This is a genomic window from Jatrophihabitans sp. YIM 134969 (genome assembly GCF_054456675.1).
Genome location: NZ_JBTJEQ010000023.1, coordinates 22392 through 44343 on the forward strand (window position 1 = coordinate 22392; position 21952 = coordinate 44343).

Genomic DNA, 21952 nt, shown 5'->3' on the forward strand with positions numbered 1-21952 from the left:
CCCTGACCTACCCGGTGACGGCGTGCCTCACGCGTGACCGGCTACGCCGTCACCCGCGCCTGAGCGACCCCGATCGCGACCCACGCGCCCAGGTCGTCGTCCGACTCGTAGGCGGGCGGGTCGACCCGCAGCCACCCGGTCATCTGCTTGCCCCGCATCTCCCACCGGTCGACGTGCTCCCGCGCCGCGAGCTCCTCGGTGCGTTCGGGCGCGCAGCGCAGCAGCAGGCCGCCACTGCCGCTCACCGCAACCGCCATGTGCCCGTCGACGAGGAACGACAGCCCGCCGAACATGGCCTTCTCCGACACGCCGGAGGTGGTCGCGAGGCACTCCCGGAGGCGGTCCGCGGTCTCGGTGTCGTACGCCATGCCGTGATCATGGCCCGCCGTGGGGGAGGATCGCGAGGTGCGTCGCCTCCGGATCCGCGCGGCCGCGGTGGCTGCCGCGCTGGCGCTCGGCCCCCTGACGCTGGTCGCCTGCGGTGGCGGCCCGGCGTCGACGGTCTCGTCCGCATCGCCGTCCGCGTCGGCCGACCCGGACCCGACCCCCGGGACGACGTCCGCCGCGGCGCCGACCACCTCCGCCGCGGCGAGACCCTCCGCCCGGGCGACGCCGTCGGCCGCCGGCCGTCCGGGGACCGACGTCGGCCCCGGCGAGAGCGAGGCTGCTCCCACGACCGCGCCGACCGCGCCGGTCGCCGGGGACACCGGGCCGGTCATCGTCATCGACCCCGGGCACAGCCCGCAGATCACCTCGACCGACCCCGCCACCGGACTCGACGACTCCACCTACGAGAACGACCCCGAGATGGCCGACGTGTTCGCGGTGTCGCTGCTGGTGCGGCAACGCCTGCAGGCCGACGGCTACACGGTGGTCATGACCAAGAACGCCGTCGACGACCGGGTCTCACTGGGGCAGCGCGCGGCCATCGCGAACCGGGTCCACGCCGCGCTCGCCATCAGCGTCCACGACCAGGCGGGAGCGAACGGCGGGATCCCCTTCGCAGGCGGCAACAACATCGTCTACACCCAGACGGTGGGGAAGTACCGGATGACGCCGGACGGCCGGAAGGTCACCTTCACCGACGCCGCGGTGGCCGACACGTCCCACCGCTACGGCGCGGTGTTCCAGGCGCAGCGGGCCAGGGTCGAGGGGCACGCGGTCACGGTCATGCCCGACACCGGCTACGACCAGGGCACCCGCGGTCACCCCGGCGGGAACATGTGGATCGTCCAGTTGCTCTCGACCGTGCCGTGGATCTACAACGAGGCGGGCGGCAACAGCCCGGGCCAGGTCGGGCTGTCGGCCGCTGACCGCCAGCGTTACGCCGGCGGCCTCGTCGCGGGCGTCGAGGCCTGCGTCCCGCGTTGACACGGAGTCCACACCGGACAAGCGGGCGACAAGCGACGGACAAGGCCCTCCCGCCACCCTTCGAGCAGTGGCGACGACCCGTCGTCCCCCGATCGAAGGAGTACCCCGGTGGACACCGCGCCCGACCCCCGCCCGGACCTGACCGCCGCCCAACGCATCGCGATCGCGCTGGGCACCGCGGAGAACCCGCTCACCGACCCGTCGCCGCCCGCCGCCGGGATGCATGCCGCCGCCGGCCCAGCTGTGTCCGCCCCGGCCGTGGCCGTCGACGACCCCGCTCGGGACGCTCCCGCGTGACCGCTTCCCGGGGTAGTTTCACCCGGCCGACATCCCCGAGCGCGCAGCGGAGGTGGCCGTGAGGTTCGGCGTCCTCGGCCCCACCGAGGTGTGGGACGGCGTCCGGCTGGTCGAACCCGGCCCGGCGCGACGACGGCTGCTGCTCGCCGCCCTGCTGGTCGACCTCGGCCGCGTGGTCCCCGTCGAGACCCTGCTCGACCGTGTGTGGGACGGGCGCCCGCCCGAGTCCGCGACCAGCACCCTGCAGACCTACGTCTCGCGGCTGCGGGCCACGCTCGCGTCCGCGACGGAGTCGGCGCCCGCGACCGTCACGACCAGCCCACGGGGGTACGCGCTCGACGTCGCGGACGACGACCTCGACGCCCGGCGGTTCGAGGCCCTGCTGGGCCGGGCCGGTCGACGACGCGACGACGGCGACCCGGCCGGCGCCCGGGCCCTGGTCGGCGAGGCGCTCGGCCTGTGGCGTGGCGAGGCGTACGCCGACTTCGCGACCGACTTCACGTCGCTCGAGGCCGCCCGGCTGCACGACCTGCGGGTGTCGGCCCACCACCTCGCCGCCGAACTGGACCTCGCGCTGGGCCGCCACGTCGAGGCGGTGCGGTTGCTGCAGCCGTGGGTCGCCGCGGAGCCGCTGCGGGAGCCGTTGCGGGCGGCGCTCATGCTCGCGCTCTACCGGTCGGGCCGCTCGGCCGAGGCGTTGCAGGTGTACGCCGACGGCCGCGAGCTGCTGGCGGACCAACTCGGCGCGGACCCCGACGTCGCCAGCCAGCAGTTGCACGCGCGGATCCTGCGGCAGGACCCGACGCTCGACCTCGCCCCGCCGCCGGAGCCCGCGCGCGTCGCCAGCCCGGTCGCGGCGCCCTCACCGCTGCCGGCCGCCGGCGGCGAGCGCCTCGTGGGTCGGACGGAGGAACTCGCGCGGCTCACCCGGGCGCTCGAGCGGGCCAACGCAGGGACGACCGCGTTCGTCGCGGTCGTGGGCGAGGCCGGGATCGGCAAGAGTCGGCTGGTCGAGGAACTCTCCGGGCGGGCCAGGGCGGCGGGACAGCTGGTCGCCTGGGGCCGTTGCTGGCAGCACGAGGGTGCGCCGCTGCTGTGGCCATGGGTGCAGGTGCTGCGCGAGCTCGGGCCGCGCGTGCCCGACGACGTCCTCGCCGCTGCCACCACCGGCCGGGCCGCACCCGTCACGACCCTGGTGCCCGAACTGGTGCACACTGCAACAACGCCGGCGCCGGCCACCACGACGTCGCTCGACGAGGTCGAGGTCAGCGTCTTCGACGCCGTGGTGACGTTTCTCGGGGTGGTGGCCCGCCACCAGCCGCTGCTGCTGGTGCTCGACGACCTGCAGTGGGCCGATCCCGCCTCGCGACGCCTGGCGGAGTACGTCGCCACCCATCTGCGCACCGAGCCGGTCACGGTGGTCGTCACGGTGCGCTCGCCCGGCCTCGACGACGACCACCCCGACCTCGAGGTCCTGGCCGCCCTGGCCCGCATCACCCGGGTGGAGCGGGTCGACCTGCCCCCGATCTCCGCGACCGACGTCCACGACCTGGTCCGGGACCGCATCGGCGACGACGTCGACGAACCCACGGTGGCCGCGCTCCACGCCCGGACCGGTGGAAACCCCTTCTACATCGGCGAGATCGTGCGGCTGGTGCTGACCACCGGCGTCGACACGGCGATGGCCGACGGCGTACCCGACAGCGTGCGCGGTGTCATCCGCAGCCGGGTGCAACGGTTGCCCGAGAGTGATCAGGCGGTGCTCCGCGCCGCGGCGGTGTTGGGCCGCACCTTCGACATCGAACTGGTCGCGGCCGTCACGGGCATCGACGGCGACACCGTGGACGAGGCGGTGGACCGCGCCATCGACCTCGGGCTGCTGCGCTCCGAGCCCGGCACGGCCGATCTGCTGCGCTTCACCCACGCCCTGCTGCAGGAGACGTTGTTCGACGAGACCGGGCCGTCGAGGCGCCGGCGGCTGCACCGACGCACGGCCGACGTGCTCGTGGAGCGCCGGGAGGGCGTGCGGCGGGGGCCGGTGTCGACGCGGTGGATCGCGTACCACCTGGCCGAAGCCGGCTCCGACGAAGATCTCGAGCGCGCGGCCGAGTTCTACCTGCTCGCGAACGACGAAGCGCTGGAGCGCCGCACCTACACCGAGTCCAGCGAGTTGTTGCACCGCGCGCTGGAGACCGCCGACCGCGTTCCCGGCGGTCGCGGGGTGACGCTGCGGGCCGCGGCGACCTACCGGCTGCGCTCGTTCCACATGCTCTTCGACGGCACGCTCTCGCCGTACGGGAGGTGGGCCGAGGGTCCGGTGGAGTTCGACCCTGACGCGCCGACCCGTGACCTGCTGACGACCCTGCACGCCTGGTGGGGCGACCTGCACGGTCGCAACGACATGATCGCTGCGGCCGAGGTCAGCGCCGTCCTCGCCCGGCTCGCGCAGGACCGCGACGACGACCTGCTGCGCCTCGGCGCGCTCATGACGTCGGGCTACAACCTGCTGCAGGAAGGGCGGTTCCGCGACGCCCACGACGCCTTCGGCGCGATGGAGGCGCTGTACGACCGCGTCGAGATCCCCGAGTTGGTCTTCACGCCCGACCCCCGGGTCGGCGGCCCGCTGTTCCAGGGCATCTGCGCGCTGCACCTGGGCGACCTCGAGCGCGACGACGAGCTGTTCCGCCTGGCCGACCACCGGGCGCACGCCCTCGGCGACCCGGTCGCCCAGAGCTACGTCGACGGCATGGGGGTGTTCCGGCAGTTCTGGCGTCGCGACGGACCGGCGGCCCGGGCGGCGAGCGAGGTCGTGGAACGCAACATCCAGGCCCGCAACATGCACATGATGCGGATCTACATGGCCATCCCGACCGCGTGGGCCCTCGCCGACGTCGACCTCGCCGCGGGGACCGAACTGGCCGACCGGGAGATGGTCACGGTCGGTGAGCCCGCGTCGGTGGTGTGGCGGCCGACGTTCCTCGCGATGTACGCGGAGATCCTCCTGCGCGCCGGACGCCTCGACGACGCCGCCGCGGCCGTCGACCGGGCCTTCGCCGAGGCCGCGACCTCCGGGGCCCACGCGGCGGACGCCACGCTGCACCGGATCCGGGCGCAGGTGCTGCGAGCCGGCGGTGCCCCGGCGGCTGCCGTCGACGCCGAACTCGAGACCGGCCTCGCCGTCGCCCGCGCCCAGGAGGCGGCGCTGTTCGTGCGGCAGCTCGACGCGGAGCGGGTGGGCGCGCGAGTGGAGGCGGACCGCCGCTGATCGCGACGGTCCGCCTCGGAACCCGGTTCAGACCGTTGCGTCGTGCAACACCGCGGTGGCACCGAAGACGCCGTGCGGGTCGTGTTCGCGCGCGACCGTGGCGAGGCGCTCGAGCGTGGCCCGGCGGTAGACCCGCCCGGCCCGTTCCGGTGTGACCGGGCCGCCGAAGTTCGGCAGGCTCCCGCCGGTCGACCACGGCGCCACGGCGTCGAGGATCTGCGCGGCACTGGCCGCGGTCGCCTCCGCGACCGGCGGGGCCGCGATCCCGATGGCCAACAGGTTGTAGGCACCGTCGCGGTGGTCGACGGCGTCCGCGACCTCGGGGCGTCGCTCGAGGGCCCCGCCCAGCAGCCGGACCTCGACGACGACCTGTGGGCACGACGTGTCCGGGCCCGCGGTGCGCAGCAGCGCCTCGACGGTGTCGGCCGTGAACTCGGCCAGCACCACGCTGTCCTCCGAGGCGGGCATCGGGTCGACGGGATCGTTGTGCACGGCACCGATCGCCGCGGCCGGCATGGTCCCGATCCCGCCCAGGACCGGGGTCGCCGCGGTGGCGATCGGCGCGATCACCTCGTCGCCCTCGGCGGGGTCGCCGAGCCAGGTGAACCGCACGGCGAGCACCGTCTCGCCGGCGAGGACCGGCGGGACGCCGGGCATCGCAGGCAGCCGCAGGATCGCGGCTGACGTCGCGGCCCGGTCGGGCAGCGTCGCCGACCAGCGCCGCCAGGTGTGCAGCACGCGACCGATGTCGTCGGCGCCGAAGAACAACGTGCCGCCGTGGATCGTCGCCAACGGCAGCAGGTCGATCTCGACCGCCGTCACGATGCCCGCGGCTGCCTTGCCGCCGCGCAACGCCCAGAACAGGTCGGCGTCCTCGGTCGGCGTGACGTGGCGGCTGACGCCGTCACCGGTGACGACGTCGAAGGCGCGCACGTGGTCGGTCGCGAGGCCGAAGCTGCGGCCGAGCGGGGAGAGGCCACCGCCGGTGAGGTAGCCGACGACCCCGACGTGGGGCGCGGACCCGCACAGGCCGAACAGCCCGTGCGGGGAAGCGGCGTCCAGCACCTGCTGCCACCGCACGCCCGCGCCGATCCGGGCCGTGCGGGCGGCGGGGTCCACCGTCACGTCGTCGAGTCGGCCGGTGTGCACGAGCAGCGTCGCACGCGAGACCGGCGCCGGGCAGTGCCCGGTGGCCCGCACGTCGACCTGCAGGCCGTGGGCCGCGGCGAACCGGACGGCGGTGGCGACGTCGGCCGCCGACGAGGCCGCCACGATCGGGAACGGGTGCGGGGGCACCGCGACGTTCCACGGCGTGGCGAGGGCGGTGTGCTCGGGATCGCCGAGCAGCAGCAACCGGCCGTCGAGGCTCTGGGCGAGGCGGTCGAACGGGACGTCCGCGACGGGTGCGTCGGGGAGCAGTGCGGTCATGACGACTCCAAGGGGAGAGGGGTGGTTCCTGGTCGTCACGAACCCTCGCCCGGCGCGCTTGCGGACCGGTTGACGGCCGCTTGTCGGTCGCTGCCGCGGAAGGACTCCGGGCGCGGTGTCAGGAGGTGAGTCGGTCGACCGGGACGGGCCCCCGACTGCTGACGGTGCGGATCGCGAAGGTGCTGCGGGCGTCCTTGATCCCGGTGACGGTGAGGAGTTGGTCGAGCAGGAGCCGTTCGTAGGCGTGCAGGTCGGGGAGCACCGCCTCGAGCAGGAAGTCGTACTCACCCGAGACCACGTGGCAGGCCACGACGTTCGGGATGGCCGTCAGGGCCGCCTCGAACTCCCGCGACCGTTCCCGGGAGTGCTGGTCGACCCGCAGTGAGATGAACACGGTGAGGCCCTGGCCGACCCGGTCGCGGTCGACCTCGGCGCGGTACCCGGCGATCACGCCCGCGGCCTCCAGGGCCTTGGTGCGGCGCAGGCACGCCGAGGGTGACAGCGACACCGCGTCGGCGAGGTCGACGTTGGCCATCCGGCCATCGCGCTGCAGGTGCATGACGATGGCGCGATCGGTCGCGTCGAACGAGGTATCCGGCATGGAGGCGACCATATCCGCTACCTGACCGCACGTCGTTGCGTCGGAGGAGCCTGTAGCGCACACATCTGCAATCGCGTGTCGCGGGTTTCGCGGCACGGTGGACGCATGACGACGACCCGGGCCGCGGCCCTCTCGATCGGGGCCCTGCTCGGCCCCAGCCTCCTGCTCGTGCCCGGTCTGGCGGCGGCGATCGCGGGCCCGGCCTCGATCGTCGACTGGGTGGCGTTGCTCGCGCTGTCCGGCCTGTTCGCATGGGTGTTCACCGCGCTCGGCCGTCGCGTCAAGGGTGCGGGCGGGGTCGCCGCCTACGCCGAGGCGGGTCTCGGTGCGACCGCCGGCCGCGTCGTCGCGTGGGCTTTCCTCGCCGGCGTCGTCCTCGGCGCGCCGGTCGTGTGCCTGGTCGGCGGCAGCTACGTCGCCGAGGTGTTCGGCGCGGGACTCGGCACCACCACGGCGGTCGCGGGCGGCCTGCTCGCCCTGGTCGTCGTGGTGACACTGGCCGGCGCACGGTCCTCGACCACCGTGCAGTTGGTCCTGGTCGCCGTGCTCATCGCGCTGGTCGCGGTGGCCGTGCTCGGTTCGGCGGGGTCGGCGCACCTGGCGCACTGGACGCCGTTCGCGCCGCACGGGGTGCGCTCGATCGGCGACGCCGCCTCGGTGCTCATGCTCTCGTTCGTCGGGTGGGAGGCGATGGCGTCGATCGCGGGCTCGCTGCGCGACGTCGACCGGCAGCTGCCGCGCGTCGTCGTCGTGACCTTCGCGGTGACGGCCGTCCTGTACCTCGCGCTCGCCGTGGCGGCGATCAGCGTGCTCGGGCCACGGGCTGGCGGGGCGGCTCCGTTGGCCGCGTTGCTCGAGGTCGCGCTCGGTCCGGTCGGGACGGTGGTCGCAGCCGTCGCCGCGGTCGTGCTCACCCTGGCCGGCACCAACGCCTACCTGACCGGCGCCGCCGAGCTCACGGTGCGACTACGCCCCGGACTCGACCGCCGGGTGCTGCAGCTGGTGGTGGCGGTCGTCGGCGCGGTGGTCATCGGCGCGGTTCGTCACGCTGGCGCAGTTGGTGGCGGTGCCCACGTCGTTGTTCCTCGCGGTCTACCTCGGGTGCACGGCGTCCGGGGCACGGGTGCTGCGAGGACCGGTCCGGGTCGCGTCGGCGGTGGCGTGTGGCGCGACGCTGGTGGTCCTCGCCTTCAGCGGCTGGGCGGTGCTGGCCGTCGTCGCGGTCGTGCTCGGGGTCCTGGTCGCGGCCGCGGGTCAGCGGATCTCGAGGACGAGGGCGACGACGTCGCCCACGTCGACCCCCTCGGCCCGGCGCACCGCCACCTTGAGCGGCACCAGGTAACCGCCCTCGCGGGGGAACAGCGAGGTCGTGAAGGTCGTGGCGCCGACGGTCACGGTGGCCGGGATGACGCCCCAGCCGTACGAGACCTCCGACGCGATCGAGGCGATCTCGTCCGCGACGTCCGGCGGCACCTCGACGAAGTGGTGCGGCGCCGGTCCGCGCCACTCGAACACCGGCCCCGAGAACGTCCGTCGCACGCGACCATCCTCCCGTTCTGGCGGCGGGTCAGCCAGCCGCAAGGTGCACGCAAGGACGGTGCGGGACGGTCGGGCCATGACCACGACACGCACGGCCCACCGCCCGGCCACCACCGTCTCCACCGCCTCGTTCTCGACCGGAGTCCTGCACTACGACGACGTCGTCACGCGCCGTTCCCGGTCCCCGCGCAGGTGTGGGGTCAGGCGGAGTCGGCGCTCGCCCCGATGACGACGTCACCGCGCCCGCTGCGGGCGATCTGCACGCCGACGTCGGCGCGGATCCCCGCGGCGGGGGTGGCGCGGAACTGCCGGGCGATCTCGGTGTCCGACGACCGGTCGACCTCCTCGAAGCCCTCACCGACCAGCAGGTCGCGCACGGGCCCGTCGAGGCGGTCGACGGCGTCGGCCGGGACGGGGACACGCACCAGGTGCGACCAGCCGTCGTAGGTGCTCGCGCCCTCGGTGTTCTCCTCCAGTGCCGGAGCATCCACCGCGCTGCGGCCGTCCCCGGGGCCGGCGCCGAACAGTGCCGCGACCTTGTCGACCAGGCCGCGCACCTGCACGGCCAACGCCTGCAGTTCGTTGCTGTCGAGCGTCATCGCACCTCACCACCGCTCGTGACCGGACCACCGGTCATGGCGTGGTAGAGGTTCCACCACGCGTCGGAGTGGACCTGGGTCCAGCCGTCGTGCTGCCAGGTGATCGGCCAGCCGCTGGTGAAGTTCCCCGTGTCGAGCTTGATGTTCCCGGGGAACAGGTCGGGGTCGGCGCCGTGGCCGATGCCGAACAGTTCGGTGCCCTGGGTGAGCTGGATGGGGTCGACCGGGGCGGTCATCGCGTACCGCGTGACGCCGCTCTGCAGGTCCGACGGGTTCCACACGCCGTGGCCCATCCCCGCGCCCTCGACGTAGATCTCGCGGTCGAAGGTCGCGCCCTGCTGGTCACTGAGTCCGAGCACCGCGCCACCGTACGACCAGGCCATGCCGGTCGTGGTGACGTTCGCTCCGGGCGCGTTCGCCGCGATCTGGGCGTCGAGCTGGTGGGTGAACTCGGCGAGCCGCGGTGCCATCGCCTGCGAGTACGACGGATCCGGCGCCTGCGTCACCAGGCTCTGGGGGAAGTCGCCGTCCTGGTAGACGAAACCGGCCAGTGACTTGTCGGGTGAGGCCTGCACGAACGAGTTGACGACGTTGTAGGCGTCCTGCTCGTTGCCCATGCGGGCGAAGGTGCCGGGCGTGTACACCATGACGTTGCGGGTGTCGGCGTTGATGTCGCCGACCATCTCGACGATGCGCCCGTTCCGGGTCGGGTCGAAGACGACGATCTTCCGGTTGTCGTCGAGGATGTTCTGGTAGAGGTCGACCTTGCGCTGGGACTCCTCGACCTGCTGGCGCAGCGCGTCGGACTCCGGGTCGGCCGTGCGCTGGGCCTGCAACGCCGCGAGGTTCGCCTGCTCGTCGGTCAGCGCGGTCTGGACCTTGCCGCGGTTGGCGTTGACCTGGTCGGCGAACGCGCCCGTGACCAGCTGGCCGGATGCCGACGCCACCGTCCGGGGCGCGGACCGCCCGGCGGTTCCCGCGAGCTCGTCGAACTCTTCGGCGATCCGGGCGTCGGCGGTGCGGTAGCCGTCGGCGCTGTCGTGGACGCCCTGCGCCACGGTCTCGATCGACGTGGTCTGGTCGTCGATGACCTCCGAGAGGCCCTTCACCGTCGTCGTGTTGAAGTCGGCGAACCGGGACGACGACGGCACCTGGCCGAACGCGTCGGCAGGCGGCGGTGACGCCGAGACGTCGGTGGACAGCCGCTGCTGGGCGGTGGACTGCTCGGTCGCGGCGCGCGCTTCGGAGTCGAGCGCGGTGGGCGTGACCGTGAAGTGGTCGGTCGCGGGCACGGCTCAGCGTCCGATCCAGGGTCGGGGGTCCGGTGGTGGTGCGTCGTCGCCGACCACGCTGGGCGCGACGACCGACTGCTCGCCCCACACGTCGTCGGTCTCGACCAGCCAGGCGGGGCTGCGGCGCGCGCCGTCCATGCCGCCACCCATGCCCGCGCCCATCGGCATCATGCCCATCGGCATGCCACCCGCGGTGGTGCCCGCCGCGCCGCCGACACCCGCAGCGACGCCGGACGCGCCCGCCGAGAGACCCGAGACGCCGGAGGCGGCCGGCAGGCCACCCGCGCCGGCGGCTGATCCCGCGAGCGCGGTGTAGGCCGACGGCGCCGCCGCGCCGATGCCACCGGCGACGGCACCGCCGCCGATCCCTCCGATGCCGCCGATGCCCCCGCCGAATCCGCCGCCACCGCCGAACCCGCCGCCGCCGCCGAACCCGCCGGCGCCACCGCCACCGGGCGAACCGGCACCGGCACCGGTCAACGCGGCCGCGGGGTCGGCGAGGCCGGTCTTGCCGGGCAGGCCGGTGGCGGTCTCGTACGGGTTCAGCGGACGACCGGTGAGCGGGTCGAACAGGCTGCCCGACCCCTCGACCTCCGGGGTGGTGCGGCGGGTCAGGAAGCTCGGCAGCTTCGGCAGCAACGACCCGAACCGGCCGACGGACGCGGCCGACGCCGCGGCGAGACCCGCGGTGAACATGCTGCCGAACAACGGCACCTTGGACGACACGCCTTCGGCGCCCGCGACGAGTTGGCCGGTCACGGGGTCGACGAGGTCGCCGAGCGAACCGCTGCCGGAGCCGTCGCCCGAGCCGGCGCCGGCGCCGGCCGAGCCACCCCCGAAGAGCGGCGCCGCCGTCCCGCCGCCGGAGCCGCCGCCGGTCAGGCCCTGATAGCTGCCGTCGGCCGCGTAGGGCGAGGCCGGGATGGAGATCGCGGAGTCGGTGTAGCTGTCGGCGAGCGTCGTCATGACCTGCACGGCCTGGGCGTGCGCGGCGTCGGCGGCACCCTGTGCGGCCTGCTGCGCCTGCACGGCGGCGACGGCCTTGCTCTGCTGCTGGTGCGCGGTGAGCATCGCGGCGGGCGACGCGGTCGGGTCGGGGGTGACCGGCGTCGAGGCCATGGCCATCATCTCGGGCGACAGCGAGGGGACGGCGACCGGCGCGGGCATCGTGGCCCGGGCGGTGTCGAGGGCGTCGGCGGCGTGCGCGGACAGGTCCCGCATGCGTCGCGCGTGGTCGGCGACCTGACGCACGCCGCGCGCGAGGTCCTTGACCATGACCTCGTAGCTGGCCGCGGCGTCGCCCTGCCAGTGGTCGGAGAACCCGGCGAGCTGGCCGTCGAGGGCCGTCGCCTGCTCGGACATCAGCGTGGCGGTGTGCTCCCAGTGAGCGGCGGTGCGGTGGGCGCTGTCGGGATCGGCCGCGGCCAGCATGGCGATGAGTTCCTGATGGCTGTACCGCGCGAAGTCGGTGCGGGGCACCTCCTCGCGGTGGTGGGCCACGGCGTCGCCAGCCGGGCCACCGTTGCCTGGTGCACCGCTGTGGGCGGGACTGTTGCTCGGTGCACCGTTCGTCGCCGCGCTCGGGCTGACGTCCACCACCTGGTTCGGACCCTGCATCAGACGATCCCCCCGTTGCCGCCGCGCGGGCCGCCGGTGAGCGCACCGAGGATGGACCCGGTGGCGCCGCCCACGGTCTGCGTCACGCCGTCGGTGACTCCTCGGACCGCCTGCCCCACGCCCTGCACGGTCTGGCCGACGCCGTCGACGACTCCACCGAGGGTGTGGGTGAGACCGGCCGTCACGCCCCCGACGGCACCGACGGCCTCGCGGGTGGTCCCGGTGGCGATGCCCACGACCGTCCCGACCGGTGCGTGACCGCCGAGACCCCACGACACGTCGTCGTCGGCCTGGGCGTACCCGGTCGCCACGGTGCGGGTGACCTCGTCGGCGAACTGCATGGCAGCGCGGACGTCGCTGATGAGTCCCTGCATCTGGGTGGCGGCGTCGTCGGACCAGGTGGTCAGCGTCGAGGCCTCGGAGAACGGCCCGAACGCCGGTGGGTCGGTGAGCAGTTCGCCGACCGCGTCGAGCGGCTTGGCGATGCCGTCGACCTGGGTCTGCAACTCCCGGCTGATGTCGGTGAGGCCCTGCAGGTGGACGAGGAACGACTGCTGGTTGGGCGCCGGCAGAGAACCCACGGGGTAGGACGCGCTGGTCATGGAGTCCGCACACCTTCGGATCGGGACGTACGAGGTCGGAGCCGTACAACCGCCACGACCGCGCCGCCTCCCGGGTGGGGAGTGACGACGCGGCCGAGGCGGATGGAGCAGGTCGGACTCAGGCGAAGAAGCCCGCGTTCTTGTTCTCCAGCGCGAGCTGCATGTCGTGCGCCTCGTTCGTCTTCTGGGAGAACGTGGTGATGATCTGGCTGATCTCCGCGGTGGCGGCTCGCAGCCGGGTCTCGGACTGCTCGGCCGCGAGACCGGCGGAGCTGCCCGACGCGTACCAGGACGCCTTGAGCGGCGCGAGGTTCGCGGACAGCTGGTCGAGGTAGTCGTCGAGTGCCTTGGCCTTCATGGCCAACGAGTCGGCGCTGGAGCGGAGCGCTCCGAACTGGACGTTGATGACATCGGCAGCCATGTCAGCGTGCCTCTCTTCTCTGCGGGCGTGGGAGGTCGGTGGAGGTCAGGTCAGTGCGCGCTGCCGCCGACGAGGCGGGAGAGCACGGCGCCGCCGGCGGCGGCCTGGTTCGCCACGGTGTTGAAGCTCTGGTGGGTCTCGGCGTCACCGCTGCCGTAGTTGTGGTAGCTCTGGTTCACCAGCGTGGACATGGTGTCGAGCTCCTTGCTCGCCGCCTGCATGTCCTCCTGGAGCTTGGTGTGCAGGCCCCAGAACGCGGTGGCCTGGTCACCCTGGTACTGGGCGAGCGTCGAGGTCAGTTCCTGCTCGAGGCTGCTCATGGTCTGCCGCGCGTTGTTCGCGGTCTCCTCGAATCCCTGGACCGCTCGCGTCATGGCGGCTGAATCTGACTGGAAACCCGGGCTGCTCATCGGGCGGACCACCTCCTCTCATCCGTGATCGGAACGCTGCACTTCGGGTCCCGGCGGGGCCCTCGCGTTTGTTGGCAAGCAGAACGCTACGAAGCGGCGGAGGTCACGCACACGTCACAACTGACCTTTTCCAGCGGGGTCGAACTACCCACAGCTACCCCGTCCCCGCCGGCCGCCCGGGCGGGGTCGTCAGACTGGGCCGGTGACGCACCCGCTGGACCCGCTGACCGCCGACGAGATCCGCACCGCGGTGGGGGTGCTGCGCGACGCCGGTCGCGCAGGGCCCGGCTGGCGGGTCGGCTCGGTGGAGGTCGTGGAACCCGCGAAGGCCGTCGTGCGGGCGTACGTCGCCGGTGACCCCGTGGCCCGCTCGGCCGAGGTCATCGGCTGGGACCGGTCGACGGGTCTGACGTCCAAGGGCGTCGTCGACCTCGACGCCCGGGCCGTCGTGAGCTGGACCGACGTGCCGGGAGCGCAGGCCCCGGCGACGCTCGACGAGTTCCACGAGGCGGAGGCCGCCGTGTTCGGCGACGACCGGGTGGTGGCGGCGCTCGCCGCCCGCGGCGTCACCGACCTGTCGCTGGTGCTGGTCGACACCTGGACCTTCGGCCACGCGCTGATCCCCGAGGAGTTCGGCGACCGCCGCGTCGGCTGGTCCGACCTCTGGGTGCGCGACTCCGAGCACGGCAACCCCTACGCCCACCTCGTCAGCGGGCTGAAGGTGATCATCGACCTGGACGCGATGACCGTGCTCGCGGTCGAGGACACCCCCGGCGCGCCCGCGGCCCCGACGATGGGGGAGTACGTCCCGTCGCTCGTGCCGGGTCTCGAGGTGCGTGACGACCTGAAGCCCGTCGAGATCACCCAGCCGTCCGGCATCTCGTTCGACCTCGACGGGTGGGGACTGACCTGGCAGAACTGGTCGCTGCGGATCGGGTTCAACCACCGCGAGGGACTCGTCCTGCACACGGTGGCCTTCGACGACACCATCACCGGACGGCGCCGGCCGGTCGCGCACCGGCTCTCGCTCGCCGAGATGGTCGTGCCCTACCGCGACCCGTCGGTCGACCACGCGCGACGCACCGCGTTCGACATCGGCGAGTGGGGGCTGGGGTTCATGACGACCTCGCTCGAACTCGGCTGTGACTGCCTCGGCGAGATCCGCTACCTGGACGCGACGCTGCACGACACCACCGGTGAGCCGTACACGATCCGCAACGCGATCTGTCTGCACGAGGAGGACGACGGCGTGCTCTGGAAGCACGTCGACTCGCGTGCCGGCGCGGAGGTCCGGCGCCGCCGACGCATGGTGATCAGCTGCCACGTCACGGTCGCCAACTACGAGTACCTCGTGTACTGGCGGCTGTACCAGGACGGCACCATCGAGTGCGAGATCCGCGCGACCGGGATCATGGTGACCACGCCCTTCGGTGACGACGGCCCGCCGCCGTACGGCACGGTCGTCGACACCCGCACCTACGCGCCCATCCACCAGCACTTCGTGGTGGCCCGCCTCGACCTCGAGATCGACGGCGAGACCAACACCGTCGTCGAGTCGCACACCGAGGCCCTGCCGATCGGCCCCGACAACCCGCACGGGCTCGCTCTCACCCAGGTCGCCACCCCGCTGCGCACCGAGCAGCAGGCGATCCAGGACCAGGACTGGTCGTCACAGCGCTCGTGGAAGATCACCAACCCGTCGTCGCCGAACCGGCACGGCGACCCGGTCGCGTACAAACTGGTGCCCAGTGCATCGATCCCGCCGCTGCTCGACCCGTCGTCGCCGGTGTTCCGCCGCGCCCAGGCGATTGGCCACCAGCTGTGGGTCACGCCTTTCGCTCCCGAGGAGCGCTGGCCGTGCGGTGAGTTCGTCAACCAGAGCGCCGACGACCTCGGCCTGCCGGTGTGGACCGCCGCCGACCGCCCGATCGAGGCCGCCGACGTCGTCCTCTGGCACGTCTTCGGCATCCACCACGTCCCCCGTCCCGAGGACTGGCCGGTCATGCCCGTCGACGTCGTGAGCTTCCGCCTGGTCCCCTTCGGCTTCTTCGACCGCAACCCCGCCCTCGACGCCGCCCCCACGATGGGCAGCCACTGTCACTGAGCCGCCTCCCCGCTCGTCACGCGTGTCGTCTCGTCGCGCTACACCAGCCACCGCCGCTGTCGCCTTCGACGAACACTGACGCCTCACCACGGGCTGCTGGACACGACAGGACGCGGCGCTGAAGTCCCGCAGGTCGCTCGCGCTCTGTCGCTCCACCCACCCGCGTGTAGTTCGGCGAGCGTGACCGCGCCGCACCGGCCGGCGGGGAGTTCGGGCAGCCGATGCACCGCTGAAGCCTGTCGGATCCGGCCGACCGCCGTTCCGGTTGTCCACAGCCCGGCTCGCGTCGCACATCGAGGTGGGTGGGCGGTCGGGTCAGGCGTGGCGGCGGGGGAGCAGGCGGCGCAGGGGTGGGTGGGCGGCGGTGAGCAGGCCGGCGAGGGTGGCGAGGGCGCCCGCGACCACGAGCAGCCACAGGCCGATGTCGGGGTGGGCCTGGAAACGGATCAGCGGGATCGAGTCGTCGCTGGTGGCGCGGATGGCGAGCCAGGCGGCGCCGACGCTGCCGAGCAGGGCGGCGCCGAGCGCCGCGACGACCGCGGCCAGGGCGGAGAGCCGGGGACGGACCACGGCGGCCACCGCGACGAGCAGCAGCGCGCCGCCGAGCCCGAGCCACCACGGCCCGTACGACACCCCGCGGTCGAGCGACACCGAGAGCACCGACGTGTACGGCTGGTCGCCCGGGGTGAGGAACGCGGGTGAGCTCGGGCGCAGCGGCACGGTCCGGCTGTGGCCGAACGCGTCGTAGGGCACGCGGGCGTCCTGGGTGGTCGTGGCGTCGAAGTCGACGACGAAGGCCGTGCGGTCGACGGCGTAGAGCGGCACCAGCATCGCGACCCCGACCAGCACCGCCGCCACGGCCGTCGCCGCCGCGAACAGCCACCGCCCGGGCCCGGTGCGTCGACGCGGTTCCGCCGTGTCCTGCACCCCGACGGGCACCGCCGGCGGTTCCTCGTCCGCGTCGACGAACTCGATGCTCACCTGCGCAGTGTGCCCGCGTCGGGCGGCGATGGCCGGTCCGGCCGGTGGGCGGCCGTCGTCACGACGTGGGCGCCGGGGTGTCGACCTCGTCGGCCGGGGGTCGCCACGGCAGCTGGACGAGCTGGGTGCCGAGGCGGCGGTGCACGAGCATGCCGCGGCCGGGCGGCAACGGCTGCGCCTTCTGGTCGCCGAGCAGGACGCCCTCGTCCTTCTGACCGGACATGATCAGCCCGGGTGTGCCGAGTTCGCGCAACCGTTGCACCACCGGCTCGAACAGCCCGCGCCCGGCGCCGCCCGCGCCGCGCGTCATGACCACGTGCAGGCCGATGTCGCGGGACTGCGGGAGGAACTCGAGCAGCTGGTGCAAGGGGTTCTTCGCCGACGACGCGATCAGCTCGTAGTCGTCGAGCACGAGGAACAGCTCCGGGCCGCTCCACCACGACCGGGTGCGCAACTGGGCCGGGGTGACGTCGGGGCCGGGGATGCGCAGCCGCATCGCCTGCACGACCTCGGAGATGAAGCCCGACAGCACCGGCTCGGAACCGGCGTACCCGAGCAGGTGTGACTCGGGGACGGAGTCGAGCAGCCCGCGGCGGTAGTCGGCGACGATCACCGCGGCTTCGTCGACCGTGTACTTCTCGACGATGCCCGCGGCGATCTGCCGCAGCAGGCTGGTCTTCCCGGATTCGACGTCGCCGAACGCCAGGAAGTGCGGGTCGGTGGCGAAGTCCAGCTGCACGGTCTGCAGGTCGTGTTCGGAGATGCCGAGCGGCACACCGGTCGGACGGCCGTCCGGGCCGGCGGGCACCTTCGGCAGGGCGGTCGCCGGGAACTCCCGCGGCAGCAGGCGCACCGGCGGAGCCTTCGGGCCGGTCCACGCCTGGGTGAGCCGCGAGTTGAGGTCGGCGGCGCCGGACGGCAGCGTGGCCGTGCGCCGGTCGGCGTCGACGCGGGGCAGGCCGGTGAGGAAGTGCAGCTTGTCCTGGGTGATGCCGCGTCCGGGCTTGTCGGCCGGCACCGTCATGGCGGTCCGGCGGTCGATGACCGAGTCAGCCGGATCGCCCTGCCGCAGCTCGAACCGGGTGCCGATCGCATCGCGCAGCGCGGCCCGCACCACCATCCACCGGGTCGCGGAGACGATGACGTGGATGCCGAAACCCAGGCCGCGCGCGGCGATCCGGGTGATCTGCTCCTCGAGCTGTTCCTGGTCCGAGCGCAGGGTCGCCCAGTCGTCGACCACGAGGAACACGTCGCCGAACGGACGGCCCTCGCCGTCGACCGCCGCGTGCTGCGCCATGGTCGCGCCCTCGGCGGTGAGCCGCGCACGCATCGCGCGGTAGGCGGCGATGCCGTCGAGCCCGTGAGCGCCGAAGGCCTTCTCCCGCCGCGCGAGCAACCCCGACACCTCGGCGACGACCCGACGCACACGTTCGGGGTCGGTGCCCTGCGCGTAGCCGCTGGTGTGCGGGAGCCCCGCGAGCGACGACAGCGCGCCGCCGCCCATGTCGACGACGAAGAACTGCACCTCGGCCGGCGTGTGGGTCAGCGCGAGCGCGGTGACCGTGGTCCGCAGCAGCGTCGACTTCCCGCTGCGCGGCGCACCGACGACGATCCCGTGCCCGGCGCTGCCGGCGAAGTCCGCCCACAACAGGTCACGACGCTGCTCGTAGGGCTTGTCGACGATCGCGACCGGCACGGTCAACGTGCCCGTGCCTCGCCACCAGGTGGTGCCGTACCCGCGCGCGGGGTCGACCGAGAGCGGGGGGAGCAGTTGGTCGAGGGTGGGCGGATCGGCGAGCGGAGGCAGCCAGATCTGGTGCGCGGGCGGGCCGGATCCGAGCATCCGGTCGACCAGCGCCGACATGATCGTGGGCGCGTTCACGCCGGGCCGCGCGGCCATCGCCTCCTCGGCCCAGGTTTTCGGGTGACCGTTGTCGACAGCAACGGTCGTCGAGGTCGAGGCCGAGGCCGGGACCTCGACCGGGCCGAGGCGGAAGGGGACGGCGAGCGCGTTGGTGTCGGGCAGTTCCTCGACCAGACCGCGTGGCGGCAGTTCGCCCGACACGTAGGCGGCCTTCAGCCGCAGCAGCGTCGAGACGTCGACCTTGAGGAACGCCGAGCCCGGCACGGGCGGCAGTTCGGCGGCGTCGGCCACACCGAGCACGGCGCGTGACTCCGAGGCGTTGAACGTGCGCAGGCCGATGCGGTACGACAGGTGGGAATCCAGGCCGCGCAGGCGTCCTTCCTCCAGACGCTGCGAGGCGAGGAGCAGGTGGATGCCCAGCGAGCGGCCGAGGCGGCCGATCATGACGAACAGGTCGATGAACTCGGGCCGCGCCGACAGCAACTCGCTGAACTCGTCGATGATCACCAGCAGCGACGGCAGCGGGTTCAGCGGCGCGCCGCCCTCGCGCGCCCGCTCGTAGTCGCGGACCGAGGCCATGTTGCCCGCCTTGCGCAGCAGTTCCTGCCGGCGGACCACCTCGCCGGAGATGGCGTCGGCCATGCGGTCGACGAGCGCGAGGTCGTCGGCGAGGTTGGTGATGACGGCGCAGACGTGCGGCAGGTCCTCGAGCGACGCGAACGTCGCGCCGCCCTTGAAGTCGATGAGCGCGAGGTTGAGCGCCTCCGACGAGTGGGTCACGGCGAGTCCGGTCACGAGCGTGCGCAGCAGCTCCGACTTGCCGGACCCGGTGGCGCCGATGACCAGCCCGTGCGGGCCCATCCCGCCCTCGGCGGACTCCTTGAGGTCGAGGTCCACGGGACGGCCGTCGGGGTCGATGCCGATCGGGATCCGCAACCGGTCGCGCGCCGAACGCGGTTTCCAGGTCTCACGCACGTCGACGTCGCGGGGGTCGCCGAGGCCGAGCAGGCCGGCCAGGCCGAAGGTCGCGGCCATCGGGGTCGAGGTGGCCATCGGGGCGACGCGGTGACGTGGCGTGAGCTGACGGGCGAGTGCGGTGACGCCGGAGACCGACATCGAGTCGGGACGGCCGAGGTAGCCGATGCCGTTCTCGCCGACCACCCCGAGCCGCAGCGCGGGGGTCCGGGACGAGGCGTCGGGTTCCGCGGGCTGCACGACCAGGTCGAGCGTGATCGGGTTAGGCGGCCGCACCGAGGTCTCGCTGGTGACGTCGAGCAGGGTGATCCCGTACCGCCCGCCCGCCGGTGCGATCGCGGTGTCGCCCGCAGTCGCGCCACCGTCGACGACGACCACGACGTGCGGGCCCTCGAAGCCGTTCGGGGTGCGCTTGGCGAACGGGGGCCGCTCGCCGAGGTCGTCGCCGAGCAGGGACGCCAGCTGTTGCAGCGATTCCGCGACCAACCGCACCGGACCGGCGCCGTCGACCGCCTTGCCGTGCTGGGCGTGCGGCAACCACTTGGCCCAGTCCCAGTCGCGCGCCCGGTCGGGCGAGACGCAGAAGGCGATCTTCACCTCGGACGGCGCGTGGAACGTCGCGACCTGGGCGAGCAGCGCCCGGGTCAGGCCGAGGACCTCCGCCCGCGGCCCGGCGATGCCCACCAGGGCGAACGCCTTGAGCGAGATGGCGACGGGGAGGTCGGGAACAGCGGCGTACGTGCGGATGAAGTGCCGCAGGGCGGTCGAGCTGACCGGGTCGAGGTCCTCCAGCGGCGCGGTCTGCGGCGCCTTGAGTGGGGTCGCGAGCCGCTGCGGGCCGGTGCCCACCCGCACCCGCCCGAAGTCCTGGTCGTGCCGGCGTCGTTCCCACAGGCGGGGACCGTCGACCAACGCCCAGAGGTCGGCGGGGTCGGGCTGCTGGGCGGCCAGCGCGTACCGCTGGGCCTCCTCGACCTCCCGCACCTGCTGCCGGAGGCCGCCGAGGTAGCGCTGGTAGTCGCGGCGTTCCTCGTTGACCTGCGCCTTCTTGGCCATCCCGCCGCGCGACATCGACATGACGACCATGCCGATCATGGCGCTGCCGTAGAGCGCCGCGAAGACGTAGGTGAGGGGTCCGCCCGACCGACCGATGTAGACGAACGACATCGCGCCCATCCCCAGCATCATCGGCATCATGAACATCAGCTGGGTTGCGCCACCGCCGCCGCCCGGCTTGGGGAGGGCCGGCGGGGCCTGCAGGGTGATCTCGCCCTCGGGTGCCTCGGGCAGCGGCACCCGCCGGGTCAGCCCCCGGGGTGCGACGCCCGGGGCGGGGGCGGGACGTCCGTCGGCGGTGTCGACCGTGGTGCGCGCTCCCTGCTGCGGAGCCCCGGAGGACGGGGGACGGGACGTGATCGTCACGCGCTGGGAATCCCCGTGTCACGGGCCACACGGCACACACCGACGGCCCCGGTTGCGGTCACTTCGGCCACCTTCCAATGGGTAATTCTGCCGTCGGGGACGGCGCGAGCCGGACCATACGCTGCGGATCGACCACCACCAGGTCGCGGCGAGTCGTCGGTCCGACGGCACCATCTCACCAGGGTCTCGGGCCGGGCGCGCGTCGCGAGCGGGTGACACCGCGAGCACGAGCAGGGACCGACGAGGAAGGCAGCCACCATCGATGCCAGCCGACCCGACCCGGGGCGCGAACCCGGGGGTGACGCCGACACCGGCGCCCCCGGTGGCTTCGTCGCGCGTCCCGAGGCGATGCGGCACGTGGTCGGCGGCGTCGGCGCCCTGCTGGTGCACGCCGTGAGGACGGCGGTGGACCTCGGCGCCACCACGCTCGACCCCCGCGGGTTCGGCGCGTTCGGCTCGCCCGTGGCGACCGCCCAGCAGGCCCTGCAGGAGCGTCACGTCGACGCCCTCGAGGGGTTGTTGGACGGCCTGCAGCGGGTAAACGGCGACATCCGCCGGGTCGCCGACGCCTACGAGCAGCTCGACGGCTCGGTCGCGGCGGGGTTCCGGGCCACGGGGTCGTCCGGTGACGACGGCGTCCACGAGGGGAGCGTGGGGACGGGGGTCGTGGCGCCCGCCCCGGGCGACGTCGCAGCCGGCCACCCCGCCGGGGGGCTGCTCGCCGGCTTGTGGGGTTCCGGGGTCGGCTCGGCCGTCGCGGACCACGCGCGGTTGCACGTCGGGGACGGCGAGCCCTCCTCGGTGGTCAACGTCGTCGGGTACCTGCGTGACGGCGGGGTCGGTCGGGTCGGGAGCGACCCGCTGCCCAGCGGCTCGTTCGACGGCCCCACCTCGTTCGCCGACTGGCTCGACTCCGACCCCCACCACCAGACGCAGGTGGGAGTCATCCACGTCTACCGCGGCGACGTCCGCGACCTCGCCGACATCCCCGGCGGGGTCCGCGCGGGCGACGTCGTGGTCGTCGAGCCCGACGTCATCGGCGTCGCCACCACGTCCGCCGCGGCGGGCGGGGTCCAGCTCGTCAACCACGGACCGCTCGACCCCGACCTCGGCCACCGGGCCGCTGTGCGGGTCTACCGACCGCTCTGACCGATCACCGACCGC

The 21952-nt window shown here is 73.5% G+C and carries 17 protein-coding genes and 1 pseudogene; 6 read left to right on the plus strand and 12 right to left on the minus strand.

The window, feature by feature from the left end:
- Positions 1-41 precede the first annotated feature (41 nt).
- Positions 42-368, minus strand: a complete 327-nt coding sequence (locus ACXR2U_RS13470) for a TfoX/Sxy family protein (RefSeq protein ID WP_458825562.1) — start codon at positions 366-368, stop codon at positions 42-44.
- 37 nt (positions 369-405) lie between these two features.
- Between ACXR2U_RS13470 and ACXR2U_RS13475 the strand changes: the two genes are divergently transcribed.
- The 3 genes from ACXR2U_RS13475 to ACXR2U_RS13485 all read left to right on the plus strand — a co-directional run bounded on the left by ACXR2U_RS13475 (position 406) and on the right by ACXR2U_RS13485 (position 4933).
- Entirely contained in the window at positions 406-1371 is a 966-nt protein-coding gene (locus tag ACXR2U_RS13475) for an N-acetylmuramoyl-L-alanine amidase family protein (RefSeq protein WP_458825563.1), read from the plus strand.
- 108 nt (positions 1372-1479) lie between these two features.
- A complete protein-coding gene (locus ACXR2U_RS13480) occupies positions 1480-1668 on the plus strand; it encodes a hypothetical protein (RefSeq protein WP_458825564.1) in 189 nt (62 codons plus the stop codon).
- Positions 1669-1726: 58 nt separating this feature from the next.
- Positions 1727-4933 carry a BTAD domain-containing putative transcriptional regulator gene (locus ACXR2U_RS13485; RefSeq protein ID WP_458825565.1) on the plus strand — a complete coding sequence of 1069 codons (3207 nt, stop codon included), beginning with the start codon at positions 1727-1729 and terminating at the stop codon, positions 4931-4933.
- Positions 4934-4960: 27 nt separating this feature from the next.
- Here ACXR2U_RS13485 and ACXR2U_RS13490 read toward each other — a convergent pair whose 3' ends face one another.
- On the minus strand, positions 4961-6361 hold the full coding sequence (locus tag ACXR2U_RS13490) for an FAD-binding oxidoreductase (protein WP_458825566.1): 1401 nt from the start codon (positions 6359-6361) through the stop codon (positions 4961-4963).
- Between the two features lie 118 nt (positions 6362-6479).
- Positions 6480-6962, minus strand: a complete 483-nt coding sequence (locus tag ACXR2U_RS13495) for an Lrp/AsnC family transcriptional regulator (protein WP_458825567.1) — start codon at positions 6960-6962, stop codon at positions 6480-6482.
- 105 nt (positions 6963-7067) lie between these two features.
- Between ACXR2U_RS13495 and ACXR2U_RS13500 the strand changes: the two are divergent.
- Positions 7068-7859 (plus strand): annotated as a pseudogene (locus ACXR2U_RS13500) (APC family permease); the annotation flags it as partial.
- Positions 7860-8216: 357 nt separating this feature from the next.
- On the opposite strand, the gene ACXR2U_RS13505 reads toward ACXR2U_RS13500, so the two are convergent.
- The 7 genes from ACXR2U_RS13505 to ACXR2U_RS13535 all read right to left on the minus strand — a co-directional run bounded on the left by ACXR2U_RS13505 (position 8217) and on the right by ACXR2U_RS13535 (position 13406).
- Complete coding sequence (locus ACXR2U_RS13505) at positions 8217-8501, minus strand: DUF1905 domain-containing protein (protein ID WP_458825568.1); 285 nt, start codon at positions 8499-8501, stop codon at positions 8217-8219.
- 200 nt (positions 8502-8701) lie between these two features.
- Positions 8702-9100 carry a hypothetical protein gene (locus ACXR2U_RS13510; RefSeq protein WP_458825569.1) on the minus strand — a complete coding sequence of 133 codons (399 nt, stop codon included), beginning with the start codon at positions 9098-9100 and terminating at the stop codon, positions 8702-8704.
- Positions 9097-10392: an alpha/beta hydrolase family protein gene (locus tag ACXR2U_RS13515; protein WP_458825570.1), complete on the minus strand. Its 1296-nt coding sequence runs from the start codon at positions 10390-10392 to the stop codon at positions 9097-9099. Before ACXR2U_RS13515 ends, ACXR2U_RS13510 begins: the two co-directional genes overlap by 4 nt.
- Positions 10393-10395: 3 nt before the next feature.
- Positions 10396-12009 carry a WXG100 family type VII secretion target gene (locus ACXR2U_RS13520; RefSeq protein ID WP_458825571.1) on the minus strand — a complete coding sequence of 538 codons (1614 nt, stop codon included), beginning with the start codon at positions 12007-12009 and terminating at the stop codon, positions 10396-10398.
- On the minus strand, positions 12009-12611 hold the full coding sequence (locus ACXR2U_RS13525) for a hypothetical protein (protein ID WP_458825572.1): 603 nt from the start codon (positions 12609-12611) through the stop codon (positions 12009-12011). Before ACXR2U_RS13525 ends, ACXR2U_RS13520 begins: the two co-directional genes overlap by 1 nt.
- A 118-nt stretch (positions 12612-12729) precedes the next feature.
- Positions 12730-13032, minus strand: coding sequence for a WXG100 family type VII secretion target (locus ACXR2U_RS13530; RefSeq protein ID WP_458825573.1), 303 nt, complete (start codon positions 13030-13032; stop codon positions 12730-12732).
- 50 nt (positions 13033-13082) lie between these two features.
- Positions 13083-13406, minus strand: a complete 324-nt coding sequence (locus tag ACXR2U_RS13535; protein ID WP_458825574.1) for a WXG100 family type VII secretion target — start codon at positions 13404-13406, stop codon at positions 13083-13085.
- Between the two features lie 238 nt (positions 13407-13644).
- Between ACXR2U_RS13535 and ACXR2U_RS13540 the strand changes: the two genes are divergently transcribed.
- Entirely contained in the window at positions 13645-15546 is a 1902-nt protein-coding gene (locus ACXR2U_RS13540; protein ID WP_458825575.1) for a primary-amine oxidase, read from the plus strand.
- A gap of 315 nt (positions 15547-15861) precedes the next feature.
- On the opposite strand, the gene ACXR2U_RS13545 is transcribed toward ACXR2U_RS13540, so the two are convergent.
- Positions 15862-16527: a hypothetical protein gene (locus tag ACXR2U_RS13545; protein WP_458825576.1), complete on the minus strand. Its 666-nt coding sequence runs from the start codon at positions 16525-16527 to the stop codon at positions 15862-15864.
- Between the two features lie 58 nt (positions 16528-16585).
- Positions 16586-20662 (minus strand): type VII secretion protein EccCa, encoded by a 4077-nt coding sequence (eccCa, locus tag ACXR2U_RS13550; RefSeq protein ID WP_458825604.1) that lies wholly within the window; start codon positions 20660-20662, stop codon positions 16586-16588.
- Between the two features lie 483 nt (positions 20663-21145).
- Here eccCa and ACXR2U_RS13555 point away from each other — a divergent pair, with 483 nt between their 5' ends.
- On the plus strand, positions 21146-21937 hold the full coding sequence (locus ACXR2U_RS13555) for a WXG100 family type VII secretion target (protein ID WP_458825577.1): 792 nt from the start codon (positions 21146-21148) through the stop codon (positions 21935-21937).
- The last annotated feature ends 15 nt before the right edge of the window (positions 21938-21952 follow it).